Genomic DNA, 13254 nt, shown 5'->3' on the forward strand with positions numbered 1-13254 from the left:
GAGCTTTCGCAGGCTGCGATCTTTTGCTTTCAGCGCACTATTAATGTGCAGCAATCCACGGAGTTAGAGCTTCTGCGGTCAGTTTCTGGCTCTTTCCGGTTTCTCGTCGTAATCTCAGCCCATGCCTTTGATCACGCAGTTAATCGCCGTGCTTGTCTTCACTTGCCTGAGCTTCACCGCCCGGGGCGAGAAGCTGCGCATTGTCACGGAACCGTGGGCGCCCTACGTATACGAAGACAACAACGGCAAATCCCTGGGCCTGGACTACGAAACCACCGCCATTGTCTTCAAGCGCCTGGGCATCGAAGTGGAGTGGCAATTCCTGCCATGGAAACGCTGCCTGTCGATGTTGGAGTCAGGCCAGGCCGACGGCGCGCTGGACATCTTTCACAGCGACGAACGCGATGCGACCCTGCTCTACCCCAGCGAACCACTGTCTGAAGTCCAGTTCGTGATGTTCTACGCCAATGAACGGCCCCATCCGTTTCGCACCCTCGATGACTTGCGCGGCCTGACCATCGGCACCTCGCCGGGTTACCTGTACAGCAAGGACTTCAGCGATTCGACGCTGTTCACCCGCGAGCCGGCCCCCACCCATGAAGCCAACTTCGGCAAACTGGTACGCGGGCGGATTGACCTGCTGATCACCGACCGCCGGGTCGGCCAGCATTTGCTCGACGAACTGGGAATCCGCAACAAGATCACCGAAAACCCTACGATCATCAGCCAGCAAAGCCAGTTTCTCGCGGTACGGCGCAATGCGGGCATGGATCTGCTGGTGCAGCGTTTCGGCGCCGAACTCAAACGTTTCAAGCGCGAGCCCGCCTACGCTGAACTGAGTGCCCGCTACGGCGCGGAACCGGCAGCCAGCGTGAAAACCGAAAAGACCACGGTAGCCACGGAAAAAACCGTTGAGCAGCAGGAAAGCGGCGCGCAGTGATTGCTCTGTTATACTCCGGCCTTCCCGCCAGGCTCACGCCCGGACGCTCGGAATCGTTAATGGCATCTCAACCCCGCTACTGCGCAGCTTTCAGCCCGCGCGAGCGCTTGCAGACGAGCCTTCGAGACCCAGCAGGACCGGACGGGATTGCGTCCTCTTAAACGCGATTCGCGCCAGGCAAGACTCCCATTGGGCCAAGCCCTAACTAGAACAGGATTACTCATGTCCTTTGCTTCCCTCGGTCTCTCCGAGGCTTTAGTCCGCGCCATCGAGGCAGCGGGCTATACCGAGCCTACTCCGGTGCAACAGCGGGCCATTCCCGCCGTGTTGCAAGGTCGCGACCTGATGGTCGCGGCACAGACAGGTACTGGTAAAACCGGCGGTTTCGCCCTTCCGATTCTGGAGCGGTTGTTCCCCAACGGTCACCCGGACAAATCCCAGCGTCACGGCCCGCGCCAGCCGCGCGTACTGGTCCTGACCCCGACTCGCGAACTCGCCGCGCAAGTGCATGAAAGCTTCAAGGTCTATGCCCGTGACCTGAAGTTCGTCAGCGCCTGCATCTTCGGCGGTGTCGGCATGAACCCGCAGGTTCAGGCCATGTCCCGTGGCGTAGACGTGCTGGTGGCCTGCCCTGGGCGCCTGCTCGACCTGGCCGGCCAAGGCAGCGTCGATCTGTCACACGTGGAAATCCTCGTGCTGGACGAAGCCGACCGCATGCTCGACATGGGCTTCGTCCATGACGTGAAAAAGGTCCTGGCCCGTCTGCCAGCCAAACGCCAGAACCTGCTGTTCTCGGCGACCTTCTCCAAGGACATCACCGACCTCGCCGGGAAGCTGCTGCACAATCCGGAGCGCATCGAAGTCACGCCGCCGAACACCACGGTCGAGCGTATCGAACAGCGCGTATTCCGCCTGGCCGCCAGCCACAAGCGTTCTTTGCTCGCGCACCTGATCACCGCTGGCGCCTGGGAACAGGTGCTGGTGTTCACCCGCACCAAGCACGGTGCCAACCGCCTGGCCGAGTACCTGGACAAGCACGGCCTGAGCGCCGTCGCGATCCACGGCAACAAGAGCCAGAACGCCCGCACCAAAGCCTTGGCCGACTTCAAGGCCGGTGAAGTACGCATCCTGGTCGCCACCGACATCGCCGCTCGCGGTCTGGACATCGACCAGTTGCCACACGTAGTCAACTTCGAGCTGCCGAACGTCGATGAAGACTACGTGCACCGCATCGGCCGTACCGGCCGTGCCGGTCGTTCGGGCGAGGCGATTTCGCTGGTCGCCCCGGACGAAGAAAAACTGCTGAAAAGCATCGAACGCATGACCAAGCAGAAAATCGCCGACGGCGACCTGATGGGCTTCGATGCGAGTGCCGTGGAAGCCGAGAAACCTGAAGTGCGCGAACGTCCGGACATGCGTAACCCACGCAATCCACGTGGCCCGCGCGGCGACGGTCCGAACGGCAGCGGTGGCGGCGGCGGTCGCAAGGACAAAGGCAAAGACAAGGGCAAGGAAAAACCGGCCGGCGAACGCGGCGAGCGCCCTGCCCGTCAGCAGAAGCCACGTGAAGGCACTCCGGCTCGCGAACAGCGTCCGTCGCAGCCTCCTCGTGCCGCCTCTGATCGTGCCCCGGACGAGTTCCTGGACGACGATGTCGATAACTTCGGTAACCGCGTCGACTACGTGCCGCAGCAGAAACCCGCGCAAGGCCGTGGTCGCCGTCCGGGTGCTCCGGCACAAGGCACTGCGGCAGGTTCGGGCGCTCCACGTTCCGGCAAGCCACAAGGTCGCCAGAACGGTCCGCGCAACAGCGAAGGCGCCAGCACCGGCACCCCACCGGCCAAGCGTAGCGGTCCTCGCAGTGGCGCACCGCGCGACGGCCAGGCCCGCCGCGAAGACTCGCGCAATCGCCGTCCGGCCCGTGACGACCAGCCGCGTTCGGAACCCGCCGTACAGAACCCGCGCGGTCCCGCGCCGAAGATCATGCACAAGGAGTCGAAGGCTGACCGCTTCCCGACACCTGAGCAGCTGGATCAACTGCCAAGCCGTCCTCGTGGTGAGAAACCAGCGCTGCTGACCCGCAATCGCTGAGTTATCGCTGCAATGAAAAAATGCCCCGAACCAAAAGGTCCGGGGCATTTTTTATGGCTGATGACATCCTGTAGGAGCGAGCCTGCTCGCGATGGTCGTCAACGATAACGCTGCAAGCCTGATGCTCCGCGGCGCTCTCAGGTCTATCGCGAGCAGGCTCGCTCCTACAGTCTCAGCATTACTTCGCTTTAACACCTTCAAACGAGATGTACAGATCGACTGCGTCGGACTGTGGACCCAGGTCCATCATCTTGCCGAAATCGGAACGCTTGATGCTGGTAGTGCCCTCGAAGCCTGCACGGTAGCCGCCCCATGGATCCTTGCCTTCACCCAGGAAAGTGGCCTTGATCACGACTGGCTTGGTTACGCCAGCAATAGTCAGGTCGCCGGCCACGTCGGCCGTGTCTTTGCCAGCAGCGTTTTTACCGGTGGCTTTAACGCTGGTGGACACGAACGTGGCCTTAGGGAAATCAGCCACTTTCAAGAAGTCTTTGCTGGAGATGTGCTTGTCACGTTCGGCGTTGTTGGTGAAGACGCTGGCGGGGTTCACGTTGAACTCGATCTTGCTGTCTTCAGGCTTGGCAGCGTCGAAGCTGAACTTGCCGTCCATGGTCTTAAAGGTACCGGTGATAAAGCTGTAGCCCAGGTGGCTGATCTTGAAGTCAACGAAGGCGTGCTGGCCTGTGGTGTCTACAACATAGTCAGCCGCCATCACGTTGGCGGACAGCAGAGCGGAGCCGATGGCCAGAGCGGCGAGAGTCTTTTTCAACATGCTTTGTTTTCCTTGGGAGTCGAGGTTGAACTTCAGGCTTTGCGACCCAGCATTCGCTTGAGGGTCACATCACGGTCGATAAAGTGGTGTTTCAATGCTGCCAACGCATGGAGGCCGGAAAAAATTACCAGCACCCACGCCAGGTAGAGGTGAATCGCACCGGCGTTATCTGCCTGGTCCGGTAGTCCGGAAACCAGGGCAGGCACTTCAAACCAGTCAAACACCGGAATCCCGGCGCCTTCTGCGGTGGAAATCAGGTAACCGGCAATCATCACAGCGAACAGACAGAAATACAGAAAGGCATGACCGAACATGGCGCCCAGTCGCGTCATGCGGCTGTAGCTGGCCAGGGTTGGCGGCGGCGGGCTGATGAAACGCCACAACACGCGCAATACCATGACCCCCAGCAGGATCAAACCGATGCTCTTGTGCAGATCCGGCCCTTCCTTGCGCCATGGGTCGTAATAGCCGAGGCCAACCATCCATAGCCCAAGGGCGAACAAACCGAACACGGCCAGTGCCACGCCCCAGTGCATGAAGATGCTGACCCAGCCGTAGCGGGAGGTAGAGTTACGTAGCTGCATTGCCTAGATCCCTGTAAGTGCTGGCCCAAGACTATCGAGTTATCTATCGAATTAAAGCGGAAAATTTTGCTTTGAAATATCGAGAAATACGATCAAGAGTCTGAAACAGGCGAGTTAAGAAAAGATTAACGGCAAATGTGTGTACAAAAATGTAGCCCAATTCAATAACACTTCCTGCCAAAGGTTTATTCGATTGTGTGCCCAGATTTCTCCAGGCATAAAAAAACGCGGCTTTTACGCCGCGTTTTTTTTATGCCCGGGGCTTACTACGCCTTGGCATCCGTTGTCGGAGTCGCCGCGGGTTTAGCCACTGGCTTCTTCACCGGCTCGGCTTTCTTCACAGGAGCCTTGGCCGGGGCTTTTTTCGCCTCGGTCTTGGCAGCCGGTTTCGCCGGAGCTTTCTTGGCCGGCTCGGCTTTTGCCGGGGTTACTGGTTTCGGCGCTTCGACCGGAGCCGGTGCAACAACCGGAGCTGGAGCAGGTGCCGGAGTTGCCGGAGCTACCGGCTCAGGTGCCTTGACCGGCTCTGGCTTCTTCTCGTCATCCGAGCCGCCGAACAGGTTGCTGAAGAAATTGCCTTTCTTCGCCACCACCGCACCAGCGCCCGCCGCTGCGGCGGCCGGACCCACTTTCGCCGGCTCGAACGACTTGCCCGCCGCCAGGTCTTCAACCTGGCTGGCTGCACGTTGACCGGTACGCAGCGCGCCTTCCAGGGTGCCCGGGTACAGAGTGTCGGTGTGTTCGCCAGCGAAGGCTACGCGCTGAATCGGGCGTTCCCACAGGCGCCAGAACTTGCTGATCTGGCCCGGACCGAAGGCCAGGTAGGCGCCGCCAGTCGACGGGTCGGTGCTGTAGCGACGGATTTCATAACCGGTGAACGAACCACGCGCCTGTGGATAGAACGCGTGCAGACGGATCAACACCTGATCGACCATCTGCTTGTCGCCGAATGCCTGCATCACCCGCGCGTTGTCGCCGGACAGGTTGATCACCACGTTGGCGCCACCCTTCAGGGCAGGTTCGATCCACAACATGCCCAGGCCGGTGTTGCTGAAGATCTCGCCGGACATGCGCGCCTTGGGCTCCCATACTGGCGTCTTGAACTTCAGCATGATCTGGTCGCGCCAGCCGTAGTTGGTGCCCTTGATCGCCGCCAGGTGCTGGGCATCCAGCGCCGGGGTCATCTGGATCTTGTTCAGGGCGCGCAATGGCACGGCCAGCACCACGTAGTCTGCCTGATAGCCGACGTTGTCGACTTTGACGGTCACGCCGTCCTTGTCCTGAATGATCGACGAGACCGGGGAACTGGTCTTGATGGTTTTCAGCTGTTTGACCAGGGCCTGGGCCAGCACAGGGCTGCCACCGACCAGGCGCGAAGCACGCAGGTCACGATCGGAGACGCCACGGTAGACACGGCTCTGCTGCGCGAAGTACAGCAGCGACAAGCGCGAAGGTTCGTCGTAGCGGGTGCGGATCTGCTGGTTGATCAGCTGGCGAGCGGTGGCTGGCAGGTTCTGCTTGTCGAGCCAGCTCGACACGTTGATCTGATCCAGCGCGTGCAGTGTGTTGTTGGCTGCGGGGTTCTGCGGGTCGTCGATCGAGCGCGCCAGGTCGTCCACGGTCTTGTCGAAGCGCTTGAGCGCCTCGGCGGTGGCCGGCTGCTTGGTCGCCAGGTCGGCAGCGGAGAAATACTCGCCATCGATCAGGTAGCCTGGGGTCCGCACGAACTCAGGGGCTGGCGTGGTGCTCAGCTTGAAGGTCGATACGTACTTGTTCAGCACCGGCTGGGCCTTGTCGTTGCCGATCCACTCGCTGGTGGCCATGCCGGAGCGGCCGCCCAGGCTCGACTTGGCTTCCAGCAGGGTGACCTGCCAGCCCTTGTTCTGCAGCTCGTACGCGGCAGTCAGGCCAGACAGGCCGCCGCCGATCACGATCGCGGTTTTATCCTTGGCCAGCGCAGACACGCTGAACAGCCCCAACATCACCAGCGCACAGGCGCGCAGCCAACCGACAGACATTCAGCGAACTCCGGAATCACACGAGGAAAACAGCAGTTTTTGCGAGCCAGACGGCTCAAGAACCGCGAAGGATACGTCAGCCGTCAGACGCCCGCCAGCAACGTCTATCGGCCTGTACAAAGTAGCTCATTCGACACAATGGGTTGTCCCCGTGGCACGCATTGCATAGGCTTGCGCGATTGTTTGTCCGCGCTGGTCACGGACCACCTCCAGGAGAGTGAAAATGGGCCTGAATAATCATTGGATGCAACGCGACCTCGCCGTGCTGTGGCATCCCTGCACCCAGATGAAAGATCACGAACAACTGCCACTGATCCCGATCAAGCGCGGGGAAGGCGTGTGGCTGGAAGACTTCGAAGGCAAACGCTACCTCGATGCGGTCAGCTCCTGGTGGGTCAATGTGTTCGGCCACGCCAACCCGCGGATCAACCAGCGCATCAAGGACCAGGTCGACCAGCTCGAACATGTGATCCTTGCTGGCTTCAGTCATCAACCGGTGATCGAGTTGTCCGAGCGCCTGGTGAAGATGACGCCGGAAGGCCTGACCCGGTGTTTCTACGCCGATAACGGCTCGTCCTGCATCGAAGTCGCGCTGAAAATGAGCTTTCACTACTGGCTCAATCGCGATCAGCCGAACAAGAAGCGCTTCGTTACCCTGACCAACAGCTACCACGGCGAAACCATGGCGGCGATGTCGGTGGGCGACGTGCCGCTGTTCACCGAAACCTACAAAGCGCTGTTGATGGACACCATCAAGGTGCCGAGCCCGGACTGCTACCTGCGCCCCGAAGGCATGAGCTGGGAAGAGCACTCGCGCAACATGTTCGCGGCCATGGAGCAGACCCTGGCCGAAAACCACGACACGGTCGCGGCAGTGATCGTCGAGCCGCTGATCCAGGGCGCCGGTGGCATGCGCATGTACCACCCGGTGTACCTCAAGCTGCTGCGAGAAGCCTGTGACCGCTACGGCGTGCACCTGATCCACGACGAAATCGCCGTCGGCTTCGGCCGTACCGGGACGATGTTCGCCTGCGAACAGGCCGGCATCCGCCCTGATTTCCTGTGCCTGTCCAAGGCCCTGACCGGCGGCTATCTGCCGCTGGCGGCGTGCATGACCACAGACGAGGTCTACAGCGCCTTCTACGACGACTATCCGACCCTGCGCGCCTTCCTGCACTCCCACAGCTACACCGGCAACCCGCTGGCGTGCGCAGCGGCCCTGGCGACCCTGGATATTTTCGAAGAAGACAACGTCATCGAGAACAACAAGGCCCTGGCCCAGCGCATGGCTTCGTCGACGGCGCACCTGGTCGATCACCCGAACGTGTCCGAAGTGCGCCAGACCGGCATGGTGCTGGCCATCGAGATGGTCAAGGACAAGGCCAGCAAGGAAGCTTACCCATGGCAGGAACGCCGCGGCCTGAAGGTGTTCCAGCACGCCCTGGAGCGCGGTGCTTTACTGCGTCCGTTGGGTAGCGTGGTGTATTTCCTGCCGCCGTATGTGATCACCCCGGAGCAGATCGACTTCCTTGCCGAAGTGGCCAGCGAAGGGATCGACATTGCGACCCGTGACAGTGTCAGCGTGGCAGTGCCGAAGGACTTCCATCCGGGGTTCCGTGATCCGGGTTGACAGTCACTGATTACCCTGTGGCGAGGGGGCTTGCCCCCGTTGGGTCGCGTAGCGACCCCAAATCCGGCAACCCGGTTTCCCCGGATCAATCGCATCAGCAGGATTTGCGACTGCTTCGCAGCCGAACGGGGCGGTGCGGCGGTCCGACAAGCCCCCTCGCCACAAAAAGCTACTTCGACACATTTACGATGCCGAACATTAGATTCAGTAGAGACCCAGCATGAGACTGTCCCGCTTCTTTATCGACACCCCCCTGAGCATCGGCGAGCATGAGTTGCCCGAAGCCCAGGCCCATTACATCAGCCGCGTGCTGCGCATGGCCGAGGGCGATGCGTTGCAGTTGTTCGACGGTTCGGGCCAGGAGTTTCGCGCCAGGCTGGTCGAGGTCGGCAAAAAGCGCGTCGTAGTGCAGGTCGATGAAAGCTTCGCCGGGCAGATCGAGTCGCCCCTGCAAATCCACCTCGGCCAGGGCCTGTCCCGGGGCGAGCGCATGGACTGGGCGATCCAGAAAGCCACGGAACTGGGCGTCACTGAAATCACCCCGATCTTCACCGAACGCTGCGAAGTCCGGCTCAAGGACGAGCGCGCCGACAAACGCCTGCTGCACTGGCGCCAGGTGGCGATCAGCGCATGTGAACAATGTGGGCGCTCGCGAGTGCCGGTGATTCATCCGCCGCTGTTGTTGGCTGACTGGTTGAAGCAGACCGAAGCCGAATTGAAGCTGGTGCTGCATCCGGTGGCTGAGCCGATGGTGAGCCATGCCAAACCTTCAAGTCTGGCATTCCTGATTGGTCCGGAGGGTGGTTTGTCCGATGCCGAAGTCGATCAGGCCAAGGCCAGCGGCTTCCACGCCGCCCGCCTCGGTCCACGGGTGCTGCGCACCGAAACCGCGCCGGTTGTTGCACTGGCGGTGGCCCAGCAACTCTGGGGTGATTTCTAGGCTACTGCACCGGATCACTCACCGGTTTGGCAATGATCGCCTTGAGTTCGCTGGTCATCGGGAACTCAAGGTTCAAACCCTTCGGTGGGATCGGCTGCTCGAACCAGCGTTTGTAGATGCCATTGATCTCGCCCGAGCTGTACAGATCCGCCAACGCGCCGTTGACCAGCGCCAGGAACTGCGGATCGTCCTTGCGCACCATGCAGCTGTAGATCTCCCGCGATTGCTCCTCCCCGACCACCACCCACTTGTGCGGGTCATTGGCCTTGGCGCGCTCACCGTAGAGCAGCGCGTCGTCCATGTAGAACGCCACCGCCCGGCCCGATTGCAGCATCTGGAAGGCTTCGCCGTGGTCCTTGGCGCTGATCACGAACATGTCGATCTTGTGATCGACGTTGTAGCTTTTCAGGAAGCGCTCGTTGGTGGTGCCGGCGGTGGTCACCACGTTCTTGCCGCGCAGGTCAGCGAAGCTCTTGATCCCACTGTCCTTCGCGGTCAGCAACTGGCCTTTGACGTAAATGAAGCCATAAGAGAACGCCACCTGCTTCTGCCGTTCGGCGGTCACGCCGGTGGAGCCGCACTCCAGGTCCACGGTGCCGTTCTGCACCAGTGGAATGCGGGTCTGCGAGGTCACCAGGTTGTACTTCACCTTCAAGTCTGGCAGCGCCAGTTGCTGCTGGATGCGCTCGACGATCTTGCCCGCCAGATCCACCGAGTAACCCATCGGCTTGCCGCTGTGATCACCCACGTAGGAGAACGGCACCGAAGCATCGCGATAGCCCAGGGTGATGCTGTTGGCGCTGGCGATCTTGCTCAGGGTGCCGGTCAGCGGCGCTTCATTGGCCTGAACCTGACTGCCAAGCAACAGGCCAAGCGTACAAGCGAGCAACGTGATTTTTTGCATTGTTATTCTCCGTTGTGGGTGTTGGTTTATCAGACGCGTGCAGCGATGACGGTGATTTCCACCAGCACCTGCGGTCGGGCCAGTTCGGCCTGCACGGTGGTGCGGCTCGGTGCCTGCCCCGGCGATAGCCAGGCCGACCAGACCTCGTTCATCGCGGCGAAATCCTCGGTGATGTTCTTCAGGTAAATGGTCGCGCTGAGCAGATGATCCTTGTCGCTGCCCGCCTCGGCCAGCAAGGTATCGATTTTCGCCAGCACTTCGCGGGTCTGGCCGCTGGCATCCAGGGCATCGCCCGGCACCTGACCGGAGAGAAACACCAGGTCGCCAAAGGTCACGGCGCCAGACAGGCGCGGGTTGCTGTGCAGTCGGGTAATGGTCATTGCGGTCTCCTCTTCAGAAATCGGTGTTCAGGCGGCCCGGTGGTTGAAACCGCGCAGGTCGATGGAAGGCCGGCGCTCGCCGATCAGCTCGCTGAGCAAGCGCCCGCTGCCGCATGCCAGGGTAAAACCCAGCGCACCGTGGCCGAGGTTGAGCCACAGGTTGCGATACGCCGTCGCGCCCAGTAACGGCACGCCGCTGGGGGTGGCCGGGCGCATGCCGGCCCACTCGACGGCTTCGTCATAGGCGCCGGCATTTGGAAAGGTGTCGTGGGCCTGACGCTTGATCAGCGCCAGGCGCTTGGGGTCCAAAGCAGGGTCGAAGCCGACGATGTCGACCATCGCCGCCACCCGCAATTGCTTGCCGATGCGGGCATAGACGATCTTGCGGTCGTAGTCGGTGATGCTCACGTCCGGTGCCCGGTGACCGATGCCGATCGGCACGGTCAGGCTGTAGCCCTTGAGCGGATAAAGCGGCAGTTGAAGCCCGGGTAGCGCCAACAGCGGACTGCGGTGACCGGCGGCGATCACCAGTTGATCGACCGGCAGCACTTGCTCGCCCAGCTCAATGGCGTTGACGCTACCATTGCTGTGGCGAATGCCGGTCACCGCTTGCCCGAGACGAAACTCGCAACAGCCGGACGCTTGCAGCCGGGCGGCCAGTTGCTGGCAAAAACCGTGGCAATCGCCGACCTCTTCGTCCGGGGTGTAGATCGCCCCGACAAAGGGCGCATCTATCAGCGCCGGTTCCAGCTGCGCGCATTCGGCCGGTGACAACACTTGCTGTTGCTGCGGGTCGGCCAGGCCCTGGCGCGCATGCTCGAAGCTGCTGTTCCGGCGGAAAGTCACCAGTTTGCCATTGCGCCGCCACTGGAATCCCGCCAGTCCATCGTCCTCGCGCCAGGACTTCAATGTGTCCTGGCTGAACAGCGCCAGGCGCAGCAAGTGCGCGGCGTTCTCGCGGTTGACCGAGCGGCGGCAGGCGCCGAGGAACGACGCCATCCAGCGCCACTGGGCCGGGTCGAAGCGCGGGCGCAGCTTCAATGGTGAATCGCCGCGCAGCATCCAGCCGATGGCTTGCCAAGGCACACCGGCGTCGGCCAGGGGCGCGACATAGCGATAGGACAACTGGCCGCCGTTGGCGAAGCTGGTTTCGCTGCCCAGCGAGCAACGCGCCTCAACCACCGTCACCTCAAAGCCGTCGCGCACCAGCGCATAAGCCGTTGCCAGGCCAATCACGCCGCCACCGATGATGCACACACGCTGAGCCATGTCCGTCCTTAAAACCGTTGTGAAGACGAGGCCAAGGTTAGAGCCAGGTGACAGACGTTGAACAATGCATAAAGATGGCAAACCCATAAACAAAGGTTATGGACTTGCCATGCGCCTTCGCCATATCGAGATTTTCCAGGCCATCCGCCAGACCGGTTCGATCAGCGCTGCCGCGCAATTGCTACACGTCTCGCAGCCGGCGGTGAGCAAGGTGTTGCAGCACGCCGAGCAACAATTGGGTTTTCCGCTGTTCCTGCGGGTACGCGGCAAATTGCAGGCGACGCCGGAAGCGCTGGAGCTGGAGCGCGAAGTGGACAAGGTCAGCGAAAGCCTGCAAGGCGTGCGACGCCTGGCGCAGAGCCTGCGCCGCGAGCCTGGCCACAGCCTGCGCATCGGTGCCACCCCGGCGCTGGCCCTGTCATTGCTGCCGCCGGCCATTCACGAATGGACCGGGCGTTACCCGGACATCGTTTGCGAACTCTCCAGCGCCCACAGTCGCGAACTGGTGCAGAACCTGTTGATGCGCGAAGTGGATGTCGCCCTGACCCTGCAACGCCCGGATCACCCGGGGCTCAAGGCCCAGGCGCTGGCGTCCGGCGTGCTGGTGGCGCTGGCGCCGAGTGGTTACTGGACTCAGGAAGAGGTGGGTAAACCGTTGCCGCTGATGGCGCTGGCAGATGCGCCGCTGATCGGTTTATCCAGCGCCGATCCACTGGCCGCGCGGCTCGACAGTTACTTGGAAGCGGTCGAACCGCCGCCCCGGGTACGCATCGCCGTGCAAACCTACTCACTGGCACGGGCGATGGTGGAATCCGGTGCGGGCCTGGCGGTGATCGATCCGTTCACCGCCCTTGGCGCCTCTCCCGCCACCACAACGATCCGCCCTCTGGCACCGCCGCTACCCATCACCCTGTACGCAGTGACCCGCGTCGCCGAACCACCGCCCCACACCTTGAACGACCTGTTGCAGGTATTCAGCCGTCGAGCCCGGGAGCAGCTGGATCGCCTGGTCCCGGTACAGCCTTAAAGGACATAAAAGAAAATCGCCACAAAATGCAGCAAGCTCCCGGCGATCACGAACAGATGCCAGATCCCGTGGGCGTGGCGCAGGCGATGATCGAGGGCAAAAAAGATAATCCCCACGGTGTACAGCACCCCGCCCGATGCCAGCCACGCAAACCCGACGCCACCCAGCGCCGCAAGCAGCGGCTTGACCGCCACCAGCACGATCCAGCCCATCACCGCATAAATCACGATCGACAGAATGCGCGCTTCCGAACGCGGCTTGATCTCCTGCAGAATGCCGATCAGCGCCAATCCCCAGACAATCCCGAACAAGGTCCAGCCCCACGGCCCGCGCAGGGTCACCAGGCAGAACGGCGTGTAGCTGCCGGCGATCAACAGATAGATCGAAAAGTGATCGACCTTCTGCATGATCGCTTTCTTGCGCCCGCGCACGCTGTGGTACACGGTCGATGCGCTGTAGAGCACCAGCAAGGTGAAGGCGTAGATCGCCATACTGACGATCTTCCACGGGCTGCCGTCGAGACTGGCCAGCACAATCAGCCACACCCCGCCGATAAACGCCGCCACGGCCCCGAGCAGATGCGTCCAGGCGTTCAGTCTTTCCCCGTGATACATGCGTTGCTTACCTCGCATTTCATTGCCGCAGAGCGCAAGGCTCAGGCTTCAAGCGTAAAAGCGCAATGTTTCTGTACGACGAGCC

Annotated in this window: 12 protein-coding genes; 5 read left to right on the forward strand and 7 right to left on the reverse strand. The window is 61.6% G+C overall.

Annotated elements, in window-relative coordinates; all coding sequences use genetic code 11:
• Nucleotides 1-121 precede the first annotated feature (121 nt).
• Nucleotides 122-940 carry a substrate-binding periplasmic protein gene (locus KGA96_RS00900; RefSeq protein ID WP_223465280.1) on the forward strand — a complete coding sequence of 273 codons (819 nt, stop codon included), beginning with the start codon at nucleotides 122-124 and terminating at the stop codon, nucleotides 938-940.
• A gap of 222 nt (nucleotides 941-1162) precedes the next feature.
• Nucleotides 1163-3031 (forward strand): DEAD/DEAH box helicase, encoded by a 1869-nt coding sequence (locus KGA96_RS00905; RefSeq protein ID WP_046039300.1) that lies wholly within the window; start codon nucleotides 1163-1165, stop codon nucleotides 3029-3031.
• 178 nt (nucleotides 3032-3209) lie between these two features.
• Here the strand turns inward: KGA96_RS00905 and KGA96_RS00910 are convergent, their stop codons facing one another.
• From KGA96_RS00910 to KGA96_RS00920, 3 genes are all read right to left on the reverse strand, one after another.
• On the reverse strand, nucleotides 3210-3803 hold the full coding sequence (locus KGA96_RS00910; RefSeq protein WP_046039299.1) for a YceI family protein: 594 nt from the start codon (nucleotides 3801-3803) through the stop codon (nucleotides 3210-3212).
• A 32-nt stretch (nucleotides 3804-3835) separates the two neighbouring features.
• Nucleotides 3836-4387 carry a cytochrome b gene (locus KGA96_RS00915; protein ID WP_046039298.1) on the reverse strand — a complete coding sequence of 184 codons (552 nt, stop codon included), beginning with the start codon at nucleotides 4385-4387 and terminating at the stop codon, nucleotides 3836-3838.
• A gap of 266 nt (nucleotides 4388-4653) precedes the next feature.
• Complete coding sequence (locus KGA96_RS00920; RefSeq protein WP_046039297.1) at nucleotides 4654-6405, reverse strand: flavin monoamine oxidase family protein; 1752 nt, start codon at nucleotides 6403-6405, stop codon at nucleotides 4654-4656.
• Between the two features lie 223 nt (nucleotides 6406-6628).
• Between KGA96_RS00920 and KGA96_RS00925 the strand changes: the two genes are divergently transcribed.
• A complete protein-coding gene (locus KGA96_RS00925; protein WP_223511324.1) occupies nucleotides 6629-8035 on the forward strand; it encodes an adenosylmethionine--8-amino-7-oxononanoate transaminase in 1407 nt (468 codons plus the stop codon).
• 220 nt (nucleotides 8036-8255) lie between these two features.
• Nucleotides 8256-8975, forward strand: a complete 720-nt coding sequence (locus KGA96_RS00930) for a 16S rRNA (uracil(1498)-N(3))-methyltransferase (RefSeq protein WP_046039295.1) — start codon at nucleotides 8256-8258, stop codon at nucleotides 8973-8975.
• A gap of 1 nt (nucleotide 8976) precedes the next feature.
• Here KGA96_RS00930 and KGA96_RS00935 read toward each other — a convergent pair whose 3' ends face one another.
• The 3 genes from KGA96_RS00935 to KGA96_RS00945 are packed head-to-tail and all read right to left on the reverse strand — an operon-like array spanning nucleotide 8977 to nucleotide 11528.
• Entirely contained in the window at nucleotides 8977-9879 is a 903-nt protein-coding gene (locus KGA96_RS00935; protein WP_007975438.1) for a transporter substrate-binding domain-containing protein, read from the reverse strand.
• Between the two features lie 29 nt (nucleotides 9880-9908).
• Nucleotides 9909-10259, reverse strand: coding sequence for a RidA family protein (locus KGA96_RS00940; protein WP_046039294.1), 351 nt, complete (start codon nucleotides 10257-10259; stop codon nucleotides 9909-9911).
• 27 nt (nucleotides 10260-10286) lie between these two features.
• A complete protein-coding gene (locus KGA96_RS00945; RefSeq protein WP_223511326.1) occupies nucleotides 10287-11528 on the reverse strand; it encodes a D-amino acid dehydrogenase in 1242 nt (413 codons plus the stop codon).
• A 109-nt stretch (nucleotides 11529-11637) separates the two neighbouring features.
• Here KGA96_RS00945 and KGA96_RS00950 point away from each other — a divergent pair, with 109 nt between their 5' ends.
• Entirely contained in the window at nucleotides 11638-12555 is a 918-nt protein-coding gene (locus KGA96_RS00950; protein ID WP_046039291.1) for a LysR family transcriptional regulator, read from the forward strand.
• On the opposite strand, the gene trhA is transcribed toward KGA96_RS00950, so the two are convergent.
• Nucleotides 12552-13169 (reverse strand): PAQR family membrane homeostasis protein TrhA, encoded by a 618-nt coding sequence (gene trhA / locus KGA96_RS00955; protein ID WP_223511328.1) that lies wholly within the window; start codon nucleotides 13167-13169, stop codon nucleotides 12552-12554. The two genes, KGA96_RS00950 and trhA, sit on opposite strands and share 4 nt — an antisense overlap.
• Nucleotides 13170-13254: the final 85 nt, after the last annotated feature.

It is taken from the genome of Pseudomonas sp. GL-R-26, from assembly GCF_019947365.1.
In the GTDB taxonomy this organism is placed as follows: domain Bacteria; phylum Pseudomonadota; class Gammaproteobacteria; order Pseudomonadales; family Pseudomonadaceae; genus Aquipseudomonas.

Coding starts and splice junctions, on each gene's coding strand:
- KGA96_RS00900 (WP_223465280.1), top strand. CDS start 122: ATGCCTTTGATCACGCAGTTAATCGCCGTGCTTGTCTTCACTTGCCTG.
- KGA96_RS00905 (WP_046039300.1), top strand. CDS start 1,163: ATGTCCTTTGCTTCCCTCGGTCTCTCCGAGGCTTTAGTCCGCGCCATC.
- KGA96_RS00910 (WP_046039299.1), bottom strand. CDS start 3,803: ATGTTGAAAAAGACTCTCGCCGCTCTGGCCATCGGCTCCGCTCTGCTG.
- KGA96_RS00915 (WP_046039298.1), bottom strand. CDS start 4,387: ATGCAGCTACGTAACTCTACCTCCCGCTACGGCTGGGTCAGCATCTTC.
- KGA96_RS00920 (WP_046039297.1), bottom strand. CDS start 6,405: ATGTCTGTCGGTTGGCTGCGCGCCTGTGCGCTGGTGATGTTGGGGCTG.
- KGA96_RS00925 (WP_223511324.1), top strand. CDS start 6,629: ATGGGCCTGAATAATCATTGGATGCAACGCGACCTCGCCGTGCTGTGG.
- KGA96_RS00930 (WP_046039295.1), top strand. CDS start 8,256: ATGAGACTGTCCCGCTTCTTTATCGACACCCCCCTGAGCATCGGCGAG.
- KGA96_RS00935 (WP_007975438.1), bottom strand. CDS start 9,879: ATGCAAAAAATCACGTTGCTCGCTTGTACGCTTGGCCTGTTGCTTGGC.
- KGA96_RS00940 (WP_046039294.1), bottom strand. CDS start 10,259: ATGACCATTACCCGACTGCACAGCAACCCGCGCCTGTCTGGCGCCGTG.
- KGA96_RS00945 (WP_223511326.1), bottom strand. CDS start 11,528: ATGGCTCAGCGTGTGTGCATCATCGGTGGCGGCGTGATTGGCCTGGCA.
- KGA96_RS00950 (WP_046039291.1), top strand. CDS start 11,638: ATGCGCCTTCGCCATATCGAGATTTTCCAGGCCATCCGCCAGACCGGT.
- trhA (WP_223511328.1), bottom strand. CDS start 13,169: ATGTATCACGGGGAAAGACTGAACGCCTGGACGCATCTGCTCGGGGCC.